Source organism: Methylocystis rosea SV97, from assembly GCF_000372845.1.
Taxonomy (GTDB): Bacteria; Pseudomonadota; Alphaproteobacteria; order Rhizobiales; family Beijerinckiaceae; genus Methylocystis; species Methylocystis rosea.
The window spans coordinates 1,012,607-1,031,651 of record NZ_KB889963.1 but is presented as its reverse complement, the minus strand read 5'-3'; the positions used below and the strand labels follow the sequence as shown (position 1 = coordinate 1,031,651).

The 19,045-nt window shown below is 66.0% G+C and carries 16 protein-coding genes; 10 read left to right on the top strand and 6 right to left on the bottom strand.

What is annotated here, in order from left to right:
- Window position 1 precedes the first annotated feature (1 nt).
- Both A3OO_RS0105590 and bchF read right to left on the bottom strand, forming a co-directional pair.
- The gene (locus A3OO_RS0105590) at window positions 2-1,291 is read right to left on the bottom strand and encodes a ferredoxin:protochlorophyllide reductase (ATP-dependent) subunit N (RefSeq protein WP_018406851.1); all 1,290 of its coding nucleotides are present in this window, start codon (window positions 1,289-1,291) and stop codon (window positions 2-4) included.
- Window positions 1,288-1,794, bottom strand: coding sequence for a 2-vinyl bacteriochlorophyllide hydratase (gene bchF / locus A3OO_RS0105585; RefSeq protein WP_026222722.1), 507 nt, complete (start codon window positions 1,792-1,794; stop codon window positions 1,288-1,290). Before bchF ends, A3OO_RS0105590 begins: the two co-directional genes overlap by 4 nt.
- Before the next feature lie 421 nt (window positions 1,795-2,215).
- On the opposite strand from bchF, the gene ppsR (A3OO_RS0105580) reads away from it, so the two are divergent.
- The 6 genes from ppsR (A3OO_RS0105580) (at window position 2,216) to A3OO_RS21185 (ending at window position 8,010) form a co-directional block, all read left to right on the top strand.
- Complete coding sequence (ppsR, locus tag A3OO_RS0105580; protein ID WP_018406849.1) at window positions 2,216-3,652, top strand: transcriptional regulator PpsR; 1,437 nt, start codon at window positions 2,216-2,218, stop codon at window positions 3,650-3,652.
- Between the two features lie 67 nt (window positions 3,653-3,719).
- Window positions 3,720-4,586 (top strand): chlorophyll synthase ChlG, encoded by an 867-nt coding sequence (chlG, locus tag A3OO_RS0105575; protein ID WP_018406848.1) that lies wholly within the window; start codon window positions 3,720-3,722, stop codon window positions 4,584-4,586.
- Between the two features lie 10 nt (window positions 4,587-4,596).
- A complete protein-coding gene (locus A3OO_RS0105570) occupies window positions 4,597-5,922 on the top strand; it encodes a BCD family MFS transporter (RefSeq protein ID WP_018406847.1) in 1,326 nt (441 codons plus the stop codon).
- An 11-nt stretch (window positions 5,923-5,933) separates the two neighbouring features.
- Complete coding sequence (locus A3OO_RS0105565; protein ID WP_018406846.1) at window positions 5,934-7,118, top strand: geranylgeranyl diphosphate reductase; 1,185 nt, start codon at window positions 5,934-5,936, stop codon at window positions 7,116-7,118.
- Complete coding sequence (locus tag A3OO_RS0105560; RefSeq protein ID WP_018406845.1) at window positions 7,118-7,648, top strand: TspO/MBR family protein; 531 nt, start codon at window positions 7,118-7,120, stop codon at window positions 7,646-7,648. The genes A3OO_RS0105565 and A3OO_RS0105560 overlap by 1 nt, the downstream gene beginning before the upstream one ends.
- Complete coding sequence (locus tag A3OO_RS21185) at window positions 7,645-8,010, top strand: hypothetical protein (protein ID WP_018406844.1); 366 nt, start codon at window positions 7,645-7,647, stop codon at window positions 8,008-8,010. The genes A3OO_RS0105560 and A3OO_RS21185 overlap by 4 nt, the downstream gene beginning before the upstream one ends.
- Here the strand turns inward: A3OO_RS21185 and A3OO_RS0105550 are convergent.
- Window positions 7,917-9,434 carry an alpha/beta fold hydrolase gene (locus tag A3OO_RS0105550; RefSeq protein WP_018406843.1) on the bottom strand — a complete coding sequence of 506 codons (1,518 nt, stop codon included), beginning with the start codon at window positions 9,432-9,434 and terminating at the stop codon, window positions 7,917-7,919. The two genes, A3OO_RS21185 and A3OO_RS0105550, sit on opposite strands and share 94 nt — an antisense overlap.
- A gap of 379 nt (window positions 9,435-9,813) precedes the next feature.
- Between A3OO_RS0105550 and A3OO_RS21180 the strand changes: the two genes are divergently transcribed.
- The gene (locus A3OO_RS21180) at window positions 9,814-10,725 is read left to right on the top strand and encodes a cobalamin B12-binding domain-containing protein (protein ID WP_198008758.1); all 912 of its coding nucleotides are present in this window, start codon (window positions 9,814-9,816) and stop codon (window positions 10,723-10,725) included.
- On the opposite strand, the gene A3OO_RS22530 is transcribed toward A3OO_RS21180, so the two are convergent.
- Genes A3OO_RS22530 through ppsR (A3OO_RS21170) form a run of 3 tightly spaced genes read right to left on the bottom strand, consistent with a single transcriptional unit; the run spans window position 10,722 to window position 14,899 of the window.
- Complete coding sequence (locus A3OO_RS22530) at window positions 10,722-11,342, bottom strand: biliverdin-producing heme oxygenase (RefSeq protein ID WP_018406841.1); 621 nt, start codon at window positions 11,340-11,342, stop codon at window positions 10,722-10,724. The genes A3OO_RS21180 and A3OO_RS22530 overlap by 4 nt on opposite strands.
- Complete coding sequence (locus A3OO_RS0105535) at window positions 11,339-13,537, bottom strand: GAF domain-containing protein (protein WP_018406840.1); 2,199 nt, start codon at window positions 13,535-13,537, stop codon at window positions 11,339-11,341. The genes A3OO_RS22530 and A3OO_RS0105535 overlap by 4 nt, the downstream gene beginning before the upstream one ends.
- A 42-nt stretch (window positions 13,538-13,579) precedes the next feature.
- Complete coding sequence (gene ppsR / locus A3OO_RS21170) at window positions 13,580-14,899, bottom strand: transcriptional regulator PpsR (protein WP_018406839.1); 1,320 nt, start codon at window positions 14,897-14,899, stop codon at window positions 13,580-13,582.
- Window positions 14,900-15,240: 341 nt separating this feature from the next.
- Between ppsR (A3OO_RS21170) and bchI the strand changes: the two genes are divergently transcribed.
- The 3 genes from bchI to bchO are packed head-to-tail and all read left to right on the top strand — an operon-like array spanning window position 15,241 to window position 19,021.
- Window positions 15,241-16,314 carry a magnesium chelatase ATPase subunit I gene (gene bchI / locus A3OO_RS0105525; RefSeq protein WP_051080381.1) on the top strand — a complete coding sequence of 358 codons (1,074 nt, stop codon included), beginning with the start codon at window positions 15,241-15,243 and terminating at the stop codon, window positions 16,312-16,314.
- The gene (locus tag A3OO_RS0105520) at window positions 16,311-18,092 is read left to right on the top strand and encodes a magnesium chelatase subunit D (RefSeq protein ID WP_018406837.1); all 1,782 of its coding nucleotides are present in this window, start codon (window positions 16,311-16,313) and stop codon (window positions 18,090-18,092) included. Before bchI ends, A3OO_RS0105520 begins: the two co-directional genes overlap by 4 nt.
- Entirely contained in the window at window positions 18,089-19,021 is a 933-nt protein-coding gene (bchO, locus tag A3OO_RS0105515) for an alpha/beta fold hydrolase BchO (RefSeq protein WP_018406836.1), read from the top strand. Before A3OO_RS0105520 ends, bchO begins: the two co-directional genes overlap by 4 nt.
- Window positions 19,022-19,045: the final 24 nt, after the last annotated feature.

Sequence of the window (19,045 nt, the reverse complement as noted above, 5' to 3'; positions counted from 1 at the left end):
CCTAGACCTCGAGCCGGGCGCGGCGGTTGAGCGGCCGCGCGAAGAGTTCGGCGAGATCGCCGGCCTGGTCGTAACCCTGAATGGGCGAGAACAGCAGTTCGATCGACCATTTCGTCGCAAAGCCTTCCGCCTCCAGAGGATTGGCGAGACCAAGTCCGCAGACGACAAGATCGGGACGCGCGGCGCGACAGCGATCGAGCTGCCTTTCAACGTGCTGGCCTTCGACGATCGGCGCGTCATTCGGCAGCAGATCGAGTTCGGCCGCCATGTGACGACGATGCAGATAGGGCGTGCCGATCTCGACGATCCGCATCGCCATTTCGCGGGCGAGAAAACGCGCAAGCGCCGGCTCGAGCTGCGAGTCCGGGAAGAGGAAGACGCGCTTGCCGGCGAGCGCGTCGCGATAATGGGCGAGCGCCTGCTCCGCGCGCGCGCGCGCCGGCGACGTCACTGCGTCGAAACGCGCCTCGGAAACTCCGAAGGCGTTCGCTGCTGCGCGCAGCCAGAGCGTCGTGCCTTCAGCGCCGAGCGGAAACGGCGCCTCGATCCAGCGGGCGCCCCGCTCCTGCAGCGCATGCGCCGTATCGGCGAGGAAGGGCTGGGCGAGGAGAAACGACGTGTTGGGGCCGACCGGCGGCAGGTCGGCGGCGCGCCGCATGGGGAGGAAGCGAACGGGCGCGACGCCCAACACGTCGAAGAGGCGGGCGAACTGGTCCTCGACGATATCGGCGAGCGCGCCGACGACCAGCAGCGATTGCGAAACATTTTCCGGCTCGGGCGGAAGCGTTGGGACGAGAGCGGCGAGACAGGCGTCTTCGCCCTGCGTGAACGTCGTCTCAATGCCGCTGCCCGAATAGCTGAGAATGCGCACGCGCGGCGCGTGCTGTCTCGATTGGCGCGCGGCCGCCCGCGAGAGATCGATCTTGATCACTTCCGACGGGCAGGAGCCGACAAGAAACAGAAGCTTGATTTCGGGGCGTCGCGCCAGCAGCCGATCGACGACGGCGTCGAGTTCGTCGTCGATGTCGGCGACGCCGGCGAGATCGCGGTCCTCGAGAATGGCGGTGGCGAAGCGCGGCTCGGCGAAGATCATCACGCCCGCCGCCGACTGTATGAGATGCGCGCATGTGCGCGAGCCGACGACGAGGAAGAACGCGTCCTGAATCTTGCGGTGGAGCCAGACGATGCCGGTCAATCCGCAGAACACTTCGCGCTGGGCGCGCTCCTGAATGACGGGCGCAGCGTCGCAGGCGCCATTGGCGAGTCCCGAAAGTGGCGCGAGCGCATTCATAGCGCGCATTCCATTTCGGTTTTGTCGCGTGCAGGCTCCTGCAGGCGCGCGGCGCGCAGCTTGAGCAGGAACTGCGTGGCGTTGACGACATAGGCCGCGTAAGCGGCGAGCGCGAGGAACATCAGGCCGCGCGCATCGAGCCAACCACAGGCGAGCGCGGCGAGATAGGCCGTGTGCAGCGCCAGCACCAGCATGCTGAACACATCTTCCCAGAAGAACGCCGGGGCGAAGAGATAGCGGCCGAAGACCTCTTTCTCCCAGATGGAGCCGGTGATCATGATGGCGTAGAGCGCCAGCGTCTTGACGACGACCGACGCCGTCGCGGCGGCTTCGCCCTCTCCGGTGGCGAGATAGCGCAGCACGAGAATCAGGCTGACGAGAAAGACGAAGAACTGGGCGGGCGCGAGCACGCCCTGGACGAGGGTCCAAACCGACGCGTCGCGGCGGCGGCGCTCCTCAGCCGTATACAGCGGTCTGGCAATTTGAGGCCGGTGATCGCTCATGCCCGCTTCCTCGCGCCGCATTGTTTTTGCGAGTGATTTGCTCCGTTTGCGCGCGGTGCGTTTCACCCTTGGAGGAAGCTTAAGGCCGTTTGCCGGAAAGTGTCAACTAAAATTGACGTTATGTTTACATGACAAAACCGCCGTCCTGGTTTATGGTCCTTTGAAAGTAGGCGCCGGCGGGCGTCCCAGTTGGACTCGGAAAATTTTTATCGACGCGCGACGATTGCGACGCGTCCCGGCCATTACAGCGAGACTCGGCCGGAAGGTCTTGAGCAATGCGCGCAATATCGCATGCGAGCGCCGGTTGCGGCGTGGGGTGGCCGAGAGAGGCAGCCTTCTTGCTAAGCTTTGGGCGAGTTTGTAAGCATCAACGCACAGACCGCCTGTCGGAGAATCTGGTCGAAACCGAAAGAAACTCTTTGTGAGCGACGCGCCCTCCTCCGCGACCACGACGGGATTTCTAAGCGCCGACGCACGGCTCGGCGCGCTTGATGCGCAAGGAATCGCCGGCCTTCTCGCCGCCGCCGCCGATTTGACGCTCATCGTTGACGCGAAAGGCGTCATCATCGACGCGGCGGCCAGCGCCGAATGCAATGCGCCCGTGCGCGAATGGGTCGGTCGGCCTTGGATCGATACGGTGACAATCGAGAGCCGGCCGAAAATCGAAGCGCTGCTGCGCGACGCGCAAAAGGGGACGACGCCACGCGGGCGGCAGGTCAACCACCCGGCGCCTTCCGGCCCAGACCTCCCGATCCGCTACAGCGCCGTGCCGGCCGGCGGCGCCATCGTCGCGTTCGGCCGCGATCTTCGGCCGCTCGCCGCGCTGCAGCAGCGCGTCGCCGAGGCGCAGCAGGAGATGGAGCGCGAATATCACCGCATCCGCAACGCCGAGAAGCGCTATCGGCTGCTGTTCCAGCTCTCCTCAGAGGCGATCTTAATCCTCGACGGCTCCGGCAGTCGGATCGCCGAGGCCAATCCCGCGGCGGTCGCGCTGGTCGGCAAAGCCGCCAAAAAAATCGTCGGCGCCCCTTTCGGCGATCTCTTCGACGAGGCGAGCCGCCGCGCCGCGCAGTCTTTCGTCACCGCGCTGCTCGTCGCGCCGCGCGTCGACAATGTCCACGCCCAGCTCTCCGAAACCAGGGAATCGCTGCTGCTGTCTGGCGCGCTATTTCGGCAGGACGGCGCCGCCAACATCATTGTCATACTGTCGCGGATGGGCGGCGCAACGGCGCTCTCGGGCGAAAAGACCGGCATGCTCAACGCGCTCGAGCGGATGCCGGACGCCTTCGCGTTGACCGATAGCAACCGACGGATTCTTGCCGCCAATGCGGCTTTCGTGGATCTGGCGCAAGCCGGCTCGGAGGAACAGATGCGCGGCGAATCGATCGAGCGCTGGATCGGGCGGCCCGGGGTCGACGCCGAGGTGCTCTTCGCCAATCTCCAGACGCATGGCGTCGTGCGCCATTTCTCGACGCTCGCGCGCGGCCAATACGGCTCCTCCGAAGATGTCGAGATCTCCGCCGTCGACGTCGCCGAGGGCGCACGCCACTATCTTGGTTTTTGCATCCGCAGCGCCGGCTGGCGCGCCGGCCGCGAGCGGCTCGGCGGCCATGAGCTGCCGCGAACCGCCGAGCAGTTCGCCGATCTTGTCGGCCGCGTGCCGCTGAAGAATCTCGTGCGCGAAACCACCGATCTCATCGAACGATTGTGCATCGAAGCCGCGCTGGAGCTGACGCATGACAATCGCGCCTCGGCGGCCGAAATGCTCGGCCTCAGCCGCCAGGGTCTCTACACCAAGCTGCGCCGCTACGGGCTAGGCGACCTCGACGACGATGAAGCGGCGGGCGACGGCGAGTGACGCCGCGTCCGCAGCCTTTGTGTAAATCTAGGTTGACATAAATTAGCGTCAAGCATAGCGTCGCATGATGCAGACGCCGAAACCTGCCGCCGTTCTCGAGCTTCTCAAGCCCATCACATGGTTCGCGCCGATGTGGGCCTTTGCTTGCGGCATCGTTTCGTCTGGAGTCTCGCCACTCTCCCGCTGGTCCTTTGCGCTCGCCGGCGTGGTTCTCGCCGGACCGCTCGTTTGCGCGACGAGCCAGGCCGTCAACGACTGGTATGATCGTCACGTCGACGCCATCAACGAGCCGAACCGGCCAATTCCTTCCGGCCGCATTCCCGGCCGCTGGGGGTTCTACATCGCCTGCCTCTGGACCATGTTGTCGCTCGCCGTGGCGGCGGCGCTCGGCCTTTGGGTGTTCGCCGCCGCCGTGCTCGGCCTCGTTCTCGCCTGGATCTACAGCGCGCCGCCGCTGCGGCTGAAGCAGAATGGCTGGTGGGGCAATTCCGCCGTCGCGCTCTGTTACGAAGGCCTGCCCTGGTTTACCGGCGCCGCCGTCATGGCGGCCTCACTTCCGGATTGGCGCATCATCGCGCTCGCCCTGCTCTACAGCTTTGGCGCGCATGGCATCATGACCCTGAACGACTTCAAGTCGATCGACGGCGACCGTCGCATGGGCGTTCTGTCGCTGCCGGTGCAGCTTGGCGTCAATGAGGCGGCCCGCTTTGCCTGTTACGTCATGGCGGCGCCGCAGTTCTTCGTCGTCGGACTGCTCGCCTATTGGGAGCGCCCTGTTTATGCGGCGATCGTCGCGGCGCTGCTCGCCGGACAATTCGCGCTGATGCGCAGGCTTCTCGCACATCCCCGCGAACAGGCGCCCTTCTATAACGCCACGGGCACGACTCTTTACGTGCTTGGCATGCTCGTCAGCGCCTTCGCCATGCGTGGATAGGGGGACATCGATGAACGCGCCGCCGCTCGCCTGGTCCGGCATTATCCGGCTCGGACTTGTCCAAACCGCGCTCGGCGCCGTCGTCGTTCTGATGACCTCCACCATCAATCGCGTCATGGCGGTGGAACTCGCGTTGCCGGCCTTTGTGCCTGGGGTGCTCGTCGCCTCGCATTACGCGATCCAGGTTCTGCGCCCCGCCTGGGGATATGGCGCCGACGTCGGCGGGCGTCGCACGCCCTGGATCGTCGGCGGCCTCGCGGCGTTGGCGCTCGGCGGAATCGGCGCAGCGCTCGCCACGGCGCTTGCCGCGACAAACCTCGCCGCGGGCTTGGCGCTCGCCGCTTTCGCCTTTCTTCTCGTCGGCATGGGCGCCGGCGCGGCAGGGACGTCGGTGCTCGCCATGCTTGCGACGCGCGTCGCGCCTGAGCGCCGCGGCGCCGCCGCGACGACCGTTTGGGTGATGATGATCCTCGGCTTCGCGGTGAGCGCGCCGCTCGCCGGGCACTTTCTTGATCCCTTTTCGATGCAGCGCCTCGTCGTCGTCACGGCCTGCGTCTGCTCCGTGGCCTGGTTGACGGCGACGATCGCCGTCATTGGCTTGGAGACGGACGCCCCATCGCCCGTTTCGGCGGCGCAGAGGCCGCCCTTCCGTGCGGCCTTCATGCAGGTGTGGAGCGAGTCGGCGGCGCGCCGGTTCACCATCTTCATCTTCGTTTCGATGCTCGCCTACAGCATGCAGGAACTGCTCGTTGAGCCCTTCGCCGGCGTCGTCTTTGGCATGACTCCCGGCGCGACCACTAAGCTCGCTGGCCTCCAGCACGGCGGCGTTCTGCTCGGAATGATCGGCGTCGCGTTCGCCGCGACGGGGATTGGCGGACCGCGTCTGGGCTCGCTGCGGATGTGGACCGTCGCCGGCTGCGCCGCGTCAGCCGCTTCGCTCATCTGCGTCGCGGCAAGCGGCTACGCCGGACTCTCGCTGGCGCTGCGCGCATCTGTTTTCGCGCTTGGCATTTCAAACGGCGCTTTCGCGGTCGCCGCGATTGGATCGATGATGGGGCTCGCAGGCGAAGGCGCGCACGCGCGCGCCGGCACGCGCATGGGGCTGTGGGGCGCCGCGCAGGCCGTCGCCTTCGGTCTCGGCGGCTTCGGCGCGACGGTTCTGGTCGATCTCGCGAAACTCGCCGTCGTGACGCCGCTCGCGGCCTATTCACTCGTTTTTGTTGGCGAAGCCCTGCTCTTCGTCGTCTCGGCCGCGCTCGCGAGCCGAGTCGCCTCGCCGCAGCCCGCGCGCGCGAGCGCGCCATTGCCGCCGCATGTCGCGACGGCGCAGTCCTAAAGGAGCCGCTGATGAGTGAAGACGCGCTCTTTGACGTCGCTGTCGTCGGCGGCGGACCGGCAGGCGCGACGGCCGCGCATGATCTCGCGCGGCGCGGCCGCAAAGTCGCGCTCATTGACAAGGCAGGACGCATCAAGCCGTGCGGCGGCGCCATTCCGCCCCGGCTCATCCGCGATTTCGGCATACCCGATCATCTGTTGAAAGCGCGCGTCTCCTCGGCGCGGATGATTTCTCCCAAGGGGGTCGCCGTCGACATGCCGATCAAGGGCGGCTTCGTCGGCATGGTCGACCGCTGCGAATTTGACGAATGGCTGCGCTGCCGCGCGGCCGCTTATGGCGCGATGCGCGTGACGGGCGCCTATGAGAGGATCACGCGCGACGAAAACGGCATTACGCGCGTGCATTACCGCGCCAAGGGCGAAACCGAGCCGCGGGCTCTGCGCGCGCGCTTCGTCATCGGCGCCGACGGCGCGCTTTCCCAGGTCGGCCGCCAAGAAGTGCCCGGCGCCGACAAGACGCGCTTTGTCTTCGCCTATCATGAAGTCATCGAAACGCCGCCCGCCGAAGCCAGCGACCCCGATCGCTGCGAGATTCATTATCGCGGCGCGCTCTCGCCGGATTTCTACGCCTGGATTTTCCCGCATGGCGACACGATGAGCGTCGGCACGGGAAGCGCCAACAAGGGCTTTTCACTTAAAAACTCCGTGCGCGATCTGCGCGACGGCACGGGCCTCTCCGATGCAGCGACCGTGCGCCGCGAAGGCGCGCCAATTCCCCTAAAGCCGCTGAAGCGCTGGGACAACGGCCGCGACGTCATTCTCGCCGGCGACGCTGCGGGCGTCGTCGCGCCCGCGTCGGGCGAAGGCATTTATTACGCCATGCTCGGCGGCCGACTTTCGGCCGACTCTGTCGAAGAATGCCTGCGCACGGGAGACGCGCGCGCGCTCTCGATGGCGCGCAAGCGTTTCATGAAGCTGCATGGGCGGGTCTTCTTCATTCTCGGGATCATGCAATATTTCTGGTATCGAAATGATCGGCTGCGCGAGGCCTTCGTCAATATCTGCAAGGATCCTGACGTCCAGCGCCTCACCTGGGAGGCCTATATGAACAAAGAGCTCGTGCGCGCGGATCCGATGGCGCATGTGCGCATCTTCTTCAAGGATCTCGCGCATCTCTTGAGACTCGCCTCGCCATGATGGACTCGCTCGCGGCCGATCGCTGGACTCTCGTCGCAGTCGCGACCGCGAGCGTCGCGCTCGTGGCGCTGCTCGGCGGTCTCGCCACTGAAATCAGCGATTGGTACGAGGGCTTGAATTTTCCGTCATGGCGTCCGCCGAACTGGCTGTTCGGCCCGGCATGGACTTTGATCTTTTTGCTCACCGCGACGAGCGGCGTTCTCGCCTGGGAGCAGGCGCCGGACGATGGGGCGCGGGTGTGGCTTTTGGCGCTCTTTGCGATCAACGCCGTGCTGAACATCGCCTGGAGCCCGCTCTTCTTCAAGCTGCGGCGGCCCGACTGGGCGCTCGTCGAACTCGTTTTCCTGTGGCTGTCGGTCCTGTCGCTCGTCATCGCCGTCGGCGCGATCTCGACATCCGCCGCAGCATTGCTGCTGCCCTATCTCGCCTGGGTCAGTTTCGCGGGCTGTCTCAACTGGCGCATGGTCGAACTGAACAAGCCCTTCGCAACCTATTGGCCCAAGGCCAAACACCCGGCGGAACGCGCATGAGCGCCTTCGTGGTAAACCCGCAACTCATCGACTGGATCTTGATCCTCGTGGCGCTCGAAACCATCGGCGTTCTTGGTCTGCGAACACTCACCCGGCGCGGGCCGCCGCCAGCCGGCTTTCTCTGCAATCTGCTTGCCGGCGCGGCTCTGCTCGTCGCACTGCGCTGCGCCCTCGCGGGCGCGCCGACGCTGGCGATCGCCGCAAGTCTCGCCATGGCCTTCCTCGCGCATCTCGCCGATCTCGCGCTTCGATGGGAGCCGCGCAAGACTCAGTCGACGATCGGGAACGTGACGGCCAGCGCCCAGGCGAGTCCGAAGGCGGCGCCGAGCGCGCCGACGCGGGGATCGCGCGTGCGCGCATAGACCCATCTCCCAACGAGGCCATAGACCGTCAGCAGAATGACGATGACGATGGCGATAATGACGAGAAAGAACAGCCGCCTTGGATTCAGCGCCACCGCGATCGCAAGCGAGGCGATGAAGCAGAACTTGCTGAAGACATAGCCGCCGCGCGCGGCGCCCGGGCCGCGCGTCATCCATTCGTCGGCGAGAAAATAAAGCGCGCAACCGATAAACATTATTGGGACAAGCGGCGCGCGAACGCCCGTCGGCAGGTAAGAGATGACATAGGCGTCAAGCGGCAGGCCGAGAACGAGCGTGTACATAGCGGCAAGCGCGACGGCTGCGATGAGCAAGGGCTTCCAGCGCGGCGGCCGAAGGACTGGCAAGCCGCCTTTTGCGAGCCACAGGCCGGCGAATATCAGGACGCCGTAGACCGCGAGATGAGCGACGAGATAATCGCCGAGCAGGATCGGCAGGAAATCCGTCGGCGCCTTCCATAAGATAAGCGGTGTGAGCAACGCTGGCGCTATGGCGATGGGCGCCAAGCGCCGCCATGGCAGCCCTGCGCCAAGCGGAACGGGCGAGACTTGCGGTAGGAACTGCGCGAGCGGCCGCATCAGCGCAATGAGGCCCGCAAACAGCAGCGCGAGCCAGGGGCCGCGGGCGTCGATATAGCCGGACTCGCTTCTCCCGAACGCCGCGTTCACCCAATTGAGCGTCTCGGTCATCGCGTCGCGACTATAGAGAACGCCGATATGTTCGACGCCCCTCGCGATCGCCAGCCGGCGCCCGGTTCCACGCGCGATGTCGCCATAGGTGACGCCCGCCTGCGCCGTCCCGCCGGCTGCTTGCGAAACGACGCGCGCGCCCGCCTCGATCAGCCGTTGCGACTCCCATGCGCCGTCGATGATGATGAGATTTTTTGGCTGGTCGCGCGTGACGCCTTCGCCGAAAAAGGAAAACGCCGCGACCGCGGAGATCTGCGGATCGCGGATCGCGTGACGCACGACAAGATCCGTGGCCATCGAATGGCCGACAAGCGCGACCCGCCCATCGGCCCAGGGATTACGCTGCGCGAGGCGCACGACCTCGTTGATGTCGTTGAGGAGCGCCGCCGTGCTCGTTTCGAGTTTGGCGAGTCCGCCTGGCATAGGCGTCGGATTTCGGCCATGCCCGGAGAAGTCGAAGGTGACCGCCACATAGTTGTTTCGCGCGAGCGTCGTTGCGATCGGCGCCATCAATTGCTGAGAGCCGGAAAAGCCGTGGGCGATCACGATCGCCGGCGCCGGCGGACTGTCGGACTTGCGCATGACCGTGACAGGAGTCTCGCCGATGTGAAGACGTTCGATCACAAGACCGGTCTGGGTCTCCCATAAACCGTGAAGCGAGAGCGTAACGGCGCTGAACGCGACCAACGCAAAAAAAATTAAGCGCGTCTTTTTCATCGTGCTGCCCTGCTCGATGTCGCAGTGAGCGGATTCTAAAGCCCATTGCCGGGCTCTCGTATGTGTCCGTGCTGCATGACACACCAGAGCTTACCGCAAAGCTACCGTCAATTAAGCTTTACTATCGCGTTTTTGTGCGTTTGAATGCTTTACGAGCGGCGAGCGCCCGCTCCGGGTCAAACGGCGCACTCAGGAAACGTTAAAAAACTCTTCATTGTCATAATAATAGAGGCGGGGCCGCTCGCCCGAAAAAACCGGATGGCTGTCAAGATGTAGCGCTTGAAATGTCCGTTCGGAAGGTCGGAACGCAACAACGATGATTTCGGGGCATGGGCGCCGGCGGGCCATCGCCGTGTCGACCGGCTCGGGAGGCCAGACGATGACCGATCTAGGCGAATTCGATCCCGCTTCAGCCCGACGCGCGATCCCTCGCGCGACTCCCTGCCCGAATGAATTTCAAGAATGGCCCGAGCCTGACGTCCTCGTTCGATCCGACCTCCAGGCCCGACAGGCGCGACTCGCCTGCGTGATCCTCGACGACATCGTTCCACGTCTCCAGCTGATGCACCACGCGCTGTTGGCGCATGAACCGGAGAAGGCGTTTCAAACCGAGGAGATCGAAACCTTCGGCGCGCTGTTGACGCGCGACGACGGCGAAGAATCATCGGCGTTCTTCGACAAGATGCGCGCCAAGGGCCATTCGCTCGAAACGCTTTTCGTCGGACTTCTCGCCGAAGCGGCGCGTCACCTCGGCGTTCTTTGGGAAGAAGATCGCTGCGATTTCATCGACGTCACGCTCGGCGTCGCACGAATGCAGAAGCTGATGTGCCGCTTCGGCGGCGTCGAGGAATCGACGGCGTGCGATCCGCGCCAGCGCGCGCTGCTCGCGACGCTTCCCGGTGAAAAGCACGTCTTCGGCGTCGACATGGTTGCGGTGTTCATGCGCAACGCCTCCTGGGACGTACGCGTCGAGAGGGACCTCGACGCCGACGGCGTCGCCGACGTTTCGGCGAGCGGTTGGTTTGGCGTCTTCGGAATAACGCTGAGCGCCGAGTCGGAGTTGGAGACGCTGGCGCGCACCATTCGGGCAGTGCGCGAATCCTCCGCGAACGCCGACGTCGGCGTGATGGTCGGGGGGCCCCTCTTCAAACGCAATCCCAATCTCGTTGCGCAGGTCGGCGCGGACGCCACCGCGTCTGATGCGGCGACAGCGACGATTCTGGCGAAAAAGCTGGTCCTGCGTCAGCCGTGCGCGTCGACGCGCCAGGCTAGGACGGAACGCCGCCTTTAGTTTTCGCTGCCGGAGCTGACCGCCAAGCGATCGAGGCAAGACGGGGCGGCGCGCCAATCGAACATCCACTCTTCGAAGATCCGAAAGGTTTCAACCGCAGCGTCGATTGCGCGCGCTTGTTGCACGCCAGGCGCCAGGGTCTCGACGCGCGCTAGCAGGCTTGGCCAGACCTCGCGGCCTGACGGGCCGCCGAGAAAAAACCGGCGCGCGTCGCCAACGATCGGCGCCAGCGCTGTCGCGATCAGCGCGCCGCCAAGCGAAGAGCCTTCGACGACATAGAGCGCGCCGAGCGCGCAAGCCTCGCTCGAAGGCTCACGCAGCGCCGCGCACCGCGGCAGGCGGCAAACATCGAAGCGCATGATCCCGAGCGCGGCAAGATCCAATGCAATAAGCTCAGCGCGCGAGTTCGTGAGCAATCCGAGCTTCTGCATGGCGCTTGCGTGAGCGTCCTCGAAGGCCAGGTGAAAACCATAGAGCCGCATCAGCAATTGACGGTAATCGTCAAGGCCGATCGCACCGCGCGCCGCCGCCGAAAGTCCGGCATGGCGATGCAAACGCTGATGCGTCTCTCGAGTCGCGGCGCGCAGCGCCTCGCGAACGGACGCGCGCCCGGTCATTTTTTTCCGCCGTAGCTTTTCGAAGCCGAGCGCCCGTCCGCCGTCGAGGCGCCGCCGACCGAAATATGTTCGAGCACTTCCGCGGCGCGCGCGACCGAAGCCCGGACGCTCTCCAGCGTGTCCGGAATGCCGGCGGTGTCCAGACCGTCGGCGATTTCCAGCGCGGCGAGCTGCGCATTGTCGATGATGCTCGACATTACATTCTCGATGGCGAGCGCGGCGCTCGAGTCGATGCGGCGCATCAGCCGCCGTTGGCTCAAGAGGAGATTGTCGCGAAAATTCCGGCGCGCCGCCTCCGCCGCCCTGCGCTCGGCAAGGTCGGTGAAGAGAATGACATAGCCTAATATACGGTCGCGCGACGCCAGCACGGGATCGGCGCGTACGGCGATCGGCCGCGTTCCCCCCATTCGATCAACGAGCAGCGCTTCGCCGCGCCAGGGCGTGCGGCTGTCGCGCAGCGCACGCAACCTTTTCTCCACCTCGTCGGGATCAGCGAAATGGGCGCTTAATTCATCGAGATGACGAAGCGGTCGCGGCAGTCCAAGCAGGAGATTGAGCGCCGAATTCGCTTCGAGCACAGCGCCGTCGGCGGCCGCTACGACGATCTGCTGGCTGGAGGCATGAACCTGGCGCAAGACGTGTTCGAGTTGATCTTGCGCGACGAGAATTCGCAGAGAGCGAAACTGCACGACCACGTCGGTGACGCTCTCGCCGATCAACCGCGCAGCCGCGCGATCCGCGGCGGTCCAAGGATCGGAGGTGCCCTCGACGACCTGGTGCCACTGGGCGAAGGAGCGGCGGGGCGAGAGCTCGTTTGGATCGTCCCCGTCGGACGGCGCTTTAAATGGATTGCCGCCCCACGTCACGGTTCGCACGCGCTCCTTGCGAAACCAGATCAGCAGTTCGTCCGGCTCGCTGGAAATGCGCGTCGCGATCACTCCGCTGGCGAGCCCTGTCAAAGGCGCGAAGGCGGGCTCTTGCGACGAGAGCGCGGACGTTGCGAAGACGCCGTCGTTGAGGCGCTTTTGCAGCCACTGGCCGAGAGCGCGGATGTCTTCGGACCCAGGAACGTCGCCGACGGTTTGCGTCTTGCCTTCAAACAGCAGCGCGGCGCCGCTGGCGTTGAGCGGCAGCAACAGGGAGCGCGCTCTGTCGAACAGCGCGCCGCGCCAGTCTCCCTCGCGCGTCACGCTTTCGATCATGCGCTGCTCCAGGCGGCGCACGGAAAGGTCGGCCTGGCCCTGTGCGAAACTCTCCAGCGCCGCGATGCGCGTTCCCATGACCTCAGCCAGCAATTCGCAGACGGCGCGCATTTCGAACTGGATAAGGCGTGGCGCGTAATGATGACAGGAGATCAAGCCCCACAGTTCTCCGCCAACCATGAGCGACACGACGAGCGTCCCAGCCACGCCCATGTTTTTCAAATATTGAAGATGGATGGGCGACACGCTGCGCAGGAAGCACATCGACATGTCAAGCTCTTCGCCCGTGAGCGGCGAAAGTCGCGGTTCGAGCGCCGACGGCGTGTAGTCCACGTCTGCGAGCAGCCGCACGCGGTTGCGCTCGTAGAGACGTCGCGCGATTTGCGGAATGTCGGAGGCGGGATAGCGGTTGCCAAGAAAGGCTTCGAGTTCCGGGCGCTTTGTTTCTGAGAAGACCTCGCCATGCCCTTCATCATCGAAGCGATAAATCATGACACGGTCATAGCCGGTCAACTCGCGAAACATCGCGGCGCAGGCGTCGCAAAGCCCACGCAGGTTCGAGGATGAGAGGATCGTGTCAACGCCCCGCTGAATTGCGAGCGTATAGTCCACGGGCGGGCCTGCATATTCCAGTTCGACGATGAGGCCGCCACGGGGCGCACGATGTAAGAGCGCATTGAGCGGCTCTGCCCGGGCGCCGGCGGCGCACCGCAGGGCCACGGGGATGGCGTCTACCGGACGGTCAAGGTAAAGGCGGCTGCGGCTCCAGAGGTCGCCGCCAAGCTTGCGCAGATGCGCGCCGCGCAAGGGTTCGTCGTAGCCAAGAAAGGAAGCTGCGTTGCCGCTCTCCTGCACGATGACGCCGTCCGACTCACGAACCGCCAGAAGCGCGCCGTGCGGCTGAACCGACCCGGCGAAATGAATCTGCTCGCGTTCGCAGTTCGAAAGATTCGCCTGACCGAAGGCTGGCGGGGCGGCGGGATCGAGGGTCACGGCTTAGCTTCCCCTGCCTGCGAATGGAATGGCTTTTGTAACCTATTCTCGTTTGTATTTTTTTAGTTTCGCATGCAGGCTCTGCCGACTCAAACCCAGATGGCGGGCGGCGACCGTGCGATTGCCACGGAACCGTTCAAGCGCACGCGCAATGGCTTTGCGCTCGATCGTTTCCGTGGTCATCTTGACGATCTGCTCCAGCGTTCGATTGTCAAAATCGTCGACCGCAACCGATGCATTATCGACCGCTCGTGGCGGCGCCTCTGCGGTCGCACGGCGATGACCCGAATCGCGGATGAGCAGCCCGAAGTAGCTCGGCTGCGAGGCGTCGTCGCCGATAGCGGAAATCTCGACGCCGGTCGATTGGCCAAGCTCTCCGTCAATCGCGGTCTGAAAGCGCCGCACATCGCCGTGTTTTTGAACGAGCGCAATCACCAGATTGGCGTCGGCGCCTGGGTTTGAGAGCCATCGCGTCAATTTACGGCCGATCGCCGCCGCTTCCGAACCGATCTGCACGAGATCAAGGAAAGCGTCATTTGCGGCCTGTACGACGCCGTCGCGGTCGACGACGACAAAGGCGTCGGGCATCCGATCGACGAAGGTTCTCATCGAAAAGCCATCGGCCTTATCGGCTGCGGGGCCCTGATCACGCATCGGCGCGAGCTGGCAAAGATAAAGCGCGCCCGACTCCGCATTCATCAAGGACGCGCGCAAGCTCCATAGTTGGCCGAATGGCGTCGCGCGCAGCACGACGCCCGGCGCGCGGCCTTCTTCGCGGGTCTTCGCCAGCATTTCGTCGAGGACGCGCCGGTCGCGCTCGTCGAGCCGCGCCAGGAAGGGCGCGCCGGGGGCGAGATCAAGATTCTTGGTTGCGCAGAGATTGGCCTCGACGACGCGCAGATCGGAGACGCCGACCAGAGCCACGGCCTCGCTCGTCGCATCAAACAGCGTGCGGTAGCGCGTCTCGATTTCGCGCATTTTCCAGTAGTCTCGCTCGCGCGCTTCCTGGGCGAGCTGAAGACGCGACTGCAGTTCGCTGATCGCCTCGAGACTACGACCGATCGCGACAAAACCCGCCTTCTTGCCAAGACTGAAGGTCGTATATTCCATCGCCAGTTCGCGGCCGCTTGGAAACCGCTGACGCACCTGAAAACAAGAGGAGTCGCCACGCAAGCGCACATCTTCGATCTTCTGCAGCGCGCCGTCGTCGATCGCCGGCTCCATCATCTCGCCCCAGCGCCGGCCGAGCCACGCGTCGAGCGGCTCCTTCGCCAGTGATTTCGCTCGCACGACATTCTGGATGACGCCGTCTTTGTCGAGCGTCAGCGTCAGTTCGGGGCGCGTGTCGGACCTATCGGGCATAGCCGATCCCCAACGGGCGGACGGTGGACCCGGCTAAGGCGTCCCACAGCCCCTCAAGGCGTCCGGCGTTGACGCCAGCAGACATGAACAGACCCCCGGTTTCATTCAGCCCACATCAGTGAATGGACCCTGTTGGAGGAAATTGCTACGCCACAGCCGTCAATTTCGGCCGATTATTGACTAAATCTGTCACGCGAGCTTGCGCGGAGCGGCTAAAGGTGTCAATTTAAAATGACACATGGCGTGTAAGTTTACTTCGCGCCAAGCCGAGAGGACCGTGCATGTCGCCGCTTCCGGTCAAGCTTTCACGAACAACGACGCGCGCGATCGAGGCGCGCCGCATGCAAGCTGAAGGCGCGCTCGCGGCGCAGAATTTCTCGCCGCCCGACTCGCTCGCGCCATTTCCCTTCACCGCGATCGTCGGCCAGGACGACATGAAGCTCGCCTTCGTGATCGCCGCGATTGATCCTTCCGTCGGCGGCGTGCTCGTCTTCGGCGATCGCGGGACGGGAAAATCGACGGCGGTGCGCGCGCTGGCCCGCCTGCTGCCGCCCATGCGTTCGGTCGTCGGCTGCGCCTATAATTGCGATCCCGCAGCGACCGCCGCGCTTTGCGACGGCTGTAAAAAACGCGCCGCGCAGGGCGGGCTCAAAACGACGCTGCGCGCCGCGCCGGTCGTCGATCTGCCTCTCGGCGCCACGGAGGATCGCGTCGTCGGCGCGCTCGATCTCGAACGGGCGCTGACGCAAGGCCAGAAGTCGTTCGAGCCCGGCCTGCTCGCCAAGGCGAACCGTGGCTTTCTCTACATCGACGAAGCCAATCTTCTCGAGGATCATCTCGTCGACCTCTTGCTCGACGTCGCCGCGTCCGGCGAAAATGTCGTCGAACGCGAGGGATTGAGCGTGCGCCATCCGGCGCGCTTCGTGCTGATCGGCAGCGGCAACCCCGAAGAGGGCGAGCTGCGTCCACAGCTCCTCGACCGCTTCGGCCTCGCCGTCGACGTGAAGACGCCGACCGACATCCCGACTCGGATAGAAGTCGTGCGCCGGCGCGACGCATTCGAGCGCGATCCGGCGCGCTTCGCCAAGGCCTGGTCGGTCGAAGAGCACAAGCTGCGACGCAGGATTGCGACGGGGCGCGAACGCCTCGGCGCCGTCGCGGCGCCGGACAAAGCGCTGGAGAAGGCCGCAATGCTATGCGTCGCGCTCGGCGCCGATGGCCTGCGCGGGGAACTGACGCTGTTGCGCGCCGCCCGCGCGCTCGCGAGTTTTGAGGGCGTGGAGCGCGTCGGCGACGCGCAGCTGCGGCGCGTCGCGCCCTTCGCGCTCGGCCACCGGCTGCGGCGCAATCCGCTCGACGATATCGGCTCGGGGACGCGCGTCGCGCGCGCCATCGAGGAGATTTTCGGCGCATGAGCGGCGACGGCGAGGCCGCCGCCTGGGCGCGCGCGAGCCACGCCGCCGCGCTGTTTGCGGTTGACCCTTTGGGTTCGGGAGTCTCGCTGAGAGCCCCGCCGGGGCCCGCGCGCGACGCCTGGGTCGCGCTGCTGCGCGACTACCTCCCGAGCGGCGCGCCGATGCGCCGCGCCCCGCTCTCCATCTCCGACGATCGCTTGCTGGGCGGACTGGATCTCGCCGCCACGTTGCGCGCGGGACGGCCCGTCGCCGAAACGGGCCTGCTCGCGCAAGCCGACGGCGGAGTCCTCGTGCTGACGATGGCGGAGCGCCTTGGCGGCGCGACGGCGGCGCGTATCGCGGCGGCGCTCGACTCAGGCGAGATCGAATTCGCGCGCGACGGTGTTTCGGCCCGCCAGCACGCGCGCATTGGGGTCGTCGCCCTGGATGAAGGGCATGACGATGACGAGCGGCCGCCGGCGGCGCTGCTCGACCGCCTCGCGTTCCATCTCGACCTCGCGGAGGTGAGCCATCGCGCCGTCAAAGAGCGTCACGCAAGCGCCGCGCAGGTGGCGGCGGCGCGCGCGCGCCTCCCGTTGGTCGTCGCGCCCGCAAAGGCGATCGAAGCGCTCGTCGCCGCCGCCGCGCGGCTCGGCATCGACTCCTTGCGCGCGCCGCTGCTGGCGCTGCGCGTCGCCCGCGCGTCTTGCGCCCTCCGCTGCGCGGATGTCGTCGACGACGAAGACCTCGCGGTCGCCGCCTGCCTGGCGCTGGCGCCGCGCGCGACATGCGCGCCGCCGATCGAAGAGAGCGACGTCCCTCCCGAAGAGGCGGGTGACGAGCCCGGCTCAGCGAAAAATGACGCCGACCCCAAGAATGACAATGCGCAACCGCGCGAAGCGCCGGCGCCAGACGATCTCATCGTCGCCGCCGCGCGCGCCGCCATTCCGGCCGATGTTTTGGCGCGGCTCGCAACCGACGCACGAACGCGCGCGCCCTCCGTGCGCGGCGGAAAGTCTGGCGCCGCTCTCGTCTCCGCCCGGCGCGGCCGCCCGATGGGCGCCAGGCGCGGCGCGCTGCGCGAGGGGCGCCTTTGCATCATCGAAACCTTGCGGGCCGCCGCGCCCTGGCAGCCGCTGCGACGCGCGCATGCGGCTGACAACGCGGGGCTCGCCGTGCGCGTGCGCGCCGACGATTTTCGCGTCACGCGTTTCCGCGAGCGTCGCGAAACCACCGCCATCTTTGTCGTGGACGCCTCGGGCTCCTCAGCCATGCAGCGTCTCGGCGAGGTGAAGGGCGCGATCGAACTGCTGCTCGCCGATTGCTATGTGCGGCGCGATAGCGTCGCCCTCGTCGCCTTCCGCGGCAAGAGCGCGGAAATCCTGCTGCCGCCGACCCGATCGCTGGCGCGCGCCAAGCGGCTGCTCGCGGCGCTGCCGGGCGGCGGCGGCACGCCGCTGGCGCACGGGCTCGACGCCGCCGGCGCGCTGGCGGAAAGCGTCAAACGCAAGGGCCAGACGCCGCTTCTGATTTTGCTGACCGACGGGCGCGGCAATATCGACCGCAAGGGCGCGCCCGATCGCGCCAAAGCGCTAGACGACGCGCTCGATGCGGCGCGGCGTTTGCGCGCGCCGGGTCTCGCGGCGCTCGCCATCGACTCTTCGCCTGCAGCCGCGGCGGGCGCAGACGCCCCGACGCGCAAAATCGCCGAGGCGATGAACGGCCGCTATCTCAAAATGCCATTCGCCGACGCGGCGACTCTCTCGCAGGCGGTGCGCGCAGCCGCGCCGGCGCCGTGATCCTCCCGTTTCTCTTCGCGCCCGTCGTCCGCCTTGATCTTGAGAGGGACGGCGCAGACTGGCCGAACCGGCACGCCAGCCGCATGCTCGAAGCCGGCGGCGTCTGCTGGCACGTGCAGCTCATGGGCGAGGGACCGCCGCTGCTTCTCTTGCATGGGGCAGGCGCATCGGCGCACTCCTATCGCGACCTCGCGCCGTTGCTTGCGTCACGTTTTCGCGTCATCGCCCCCGACCTTCCCGGCCACGGCTTCTCGACGTCGCCGGGCGCGCATACGCAATCGCTGCCTGGCATGGCGAAAGCGCTCGCCGCCTTGCTGCGCGCGCTCGGGGCCGCGCCGGAGATCGTCGTCGGCCACTCCGCCGGCGCCGCCGTGTCGGCGCGCCTCGAACTCGACAAGGCGATCGCGCCGCAACTCATCGTCGCGCTCAACGGCGCGTTCGCGCCATTCGGCGGCGTCGCCAGCCACGTGCTGCCGTCGATCGCCAAGGCCCTGTTCCTCAACCCTTTCGCGCCGCGCTATTTCGCCTGGTCGGCGGACCGCGCCGCGGTGGCGCGACTTCTCGCCGGCACCGGCTCGACGCTCGACGCGCGCGGCGTCGATCTTTACGCCAGACTGATGCGCAATCCGGCGCATGTCGAAGGCGCGCTCGCCATGATGGCGCATTGGGATCTGCATGCGCTCAATCGCGACCTGCCGCGCCTCGCCACGCCGCTTGCGCTCATCGTCGCCGCCAATGACCGCACCGTGCGGCCGCAGAGCGCGCGCAACATCGCCGCGCGCCTGCCCACTTCGCGCGTCCAGGAGATTAGGGACCTCGGCCATTTGGCGCATGAGGAAGCCCCCGACCTGCACGCGAGATTGATTTTTGACCTCTGGGACGCCGCGCAGCGCCGTCACTGCGAAGAACCGGCCACCGTCACGCCGTGAGGCGATCCGTCGCGCGTTCATGGC

Coding starts and splice junctions, on each gene's coding strand:
- A3OO_RS0105550 (WP_018406843.1), bottom strand. CDS start 9,434: ATGAAAAAGACGCGCTTAATTTTTTTTGCGTTGGTCGCGTTCAGCGCC.
- A3OO_RS21180 (WP_198008758.1), top strand. CDS start 9,814: ATGACCGATCTAGGCGAATTCGATCCCGCTTCAGCCCGACGCGCGATC.
- A3OO_RS22530 (WP_018406841.1), bottom strand. CDS start 11,342: ATGACCGGGCGCGCGTCCGTTCGCGAGGCGCTGCGCGCCGCGACTCGA.
- A3OO_RS0105570 (WP_018406847.1), top strand. CDS start 4,597: ATGAACGCGCCGCCGCTCGCCTGGTCCGGCATTATCCGGCTCGGACTT.
- ppsR (WP_018406839.1), bottom strand. CDS start 14,899: ATGCCCGATAGGTCCGACACGCGCCCCGAACTGACGCTGACGCTCGAC.
- A3OO_RS0105520 (WP_018406837.1), top strand. CDS start 16,311: ATGAGCGGCGACGGCGAGGCCGCCGCCTGGGCGCGCGCGAGCCACGCC.
- chlG (WP_018406848.1), top strand. CDS start 3,720: ATGCAGACGCCGAAACCTGCCGCCGTTCTCGAGCTTCTCAAGCCCATC.
- bchF (WP_026222722.1), bottom strand. CDS start 1,794: ATGAGCGATCACCGGCCTCAAATTGCCAGACCGCTGTATACGGCTGAG.
- bchI (WP_051080381.1), top strand. CDS start 15,241: ATGCAAGCTGAAGGCGCGCTCGCGGCGCAGAATTTCTCGCCGCCCGAC.
- A3OO_RS0105560 (WP_018406845.1), top strand. CDS start 7,118: ATGGACTCGCTCGCGGCCGATCGCTGGACTCTCGTCGCAGTCGCGACC.
- A3OO_RS0105590 (WP_018406851.1), bottom strand. CDS start 1,291: ATGAATGCGCTCGCGCCACTTTCGGGACTCGCCAATGGCGCCTGCGAC.
- A3OO_RS21185 (WP_018406844.1), top strand. CDS start 7,645: ATGAGCGCCTTCGTGGTAAACCCGCAACTCATCGACTGGATCTTGATC.
- A3OO_RS0105565 (WP_018406846.1), top strand. CDS start 5,934: ATGAGTGAAGACGCGCTCTTTGACGTCGCTGTCGTCGGCGGCGGACCG.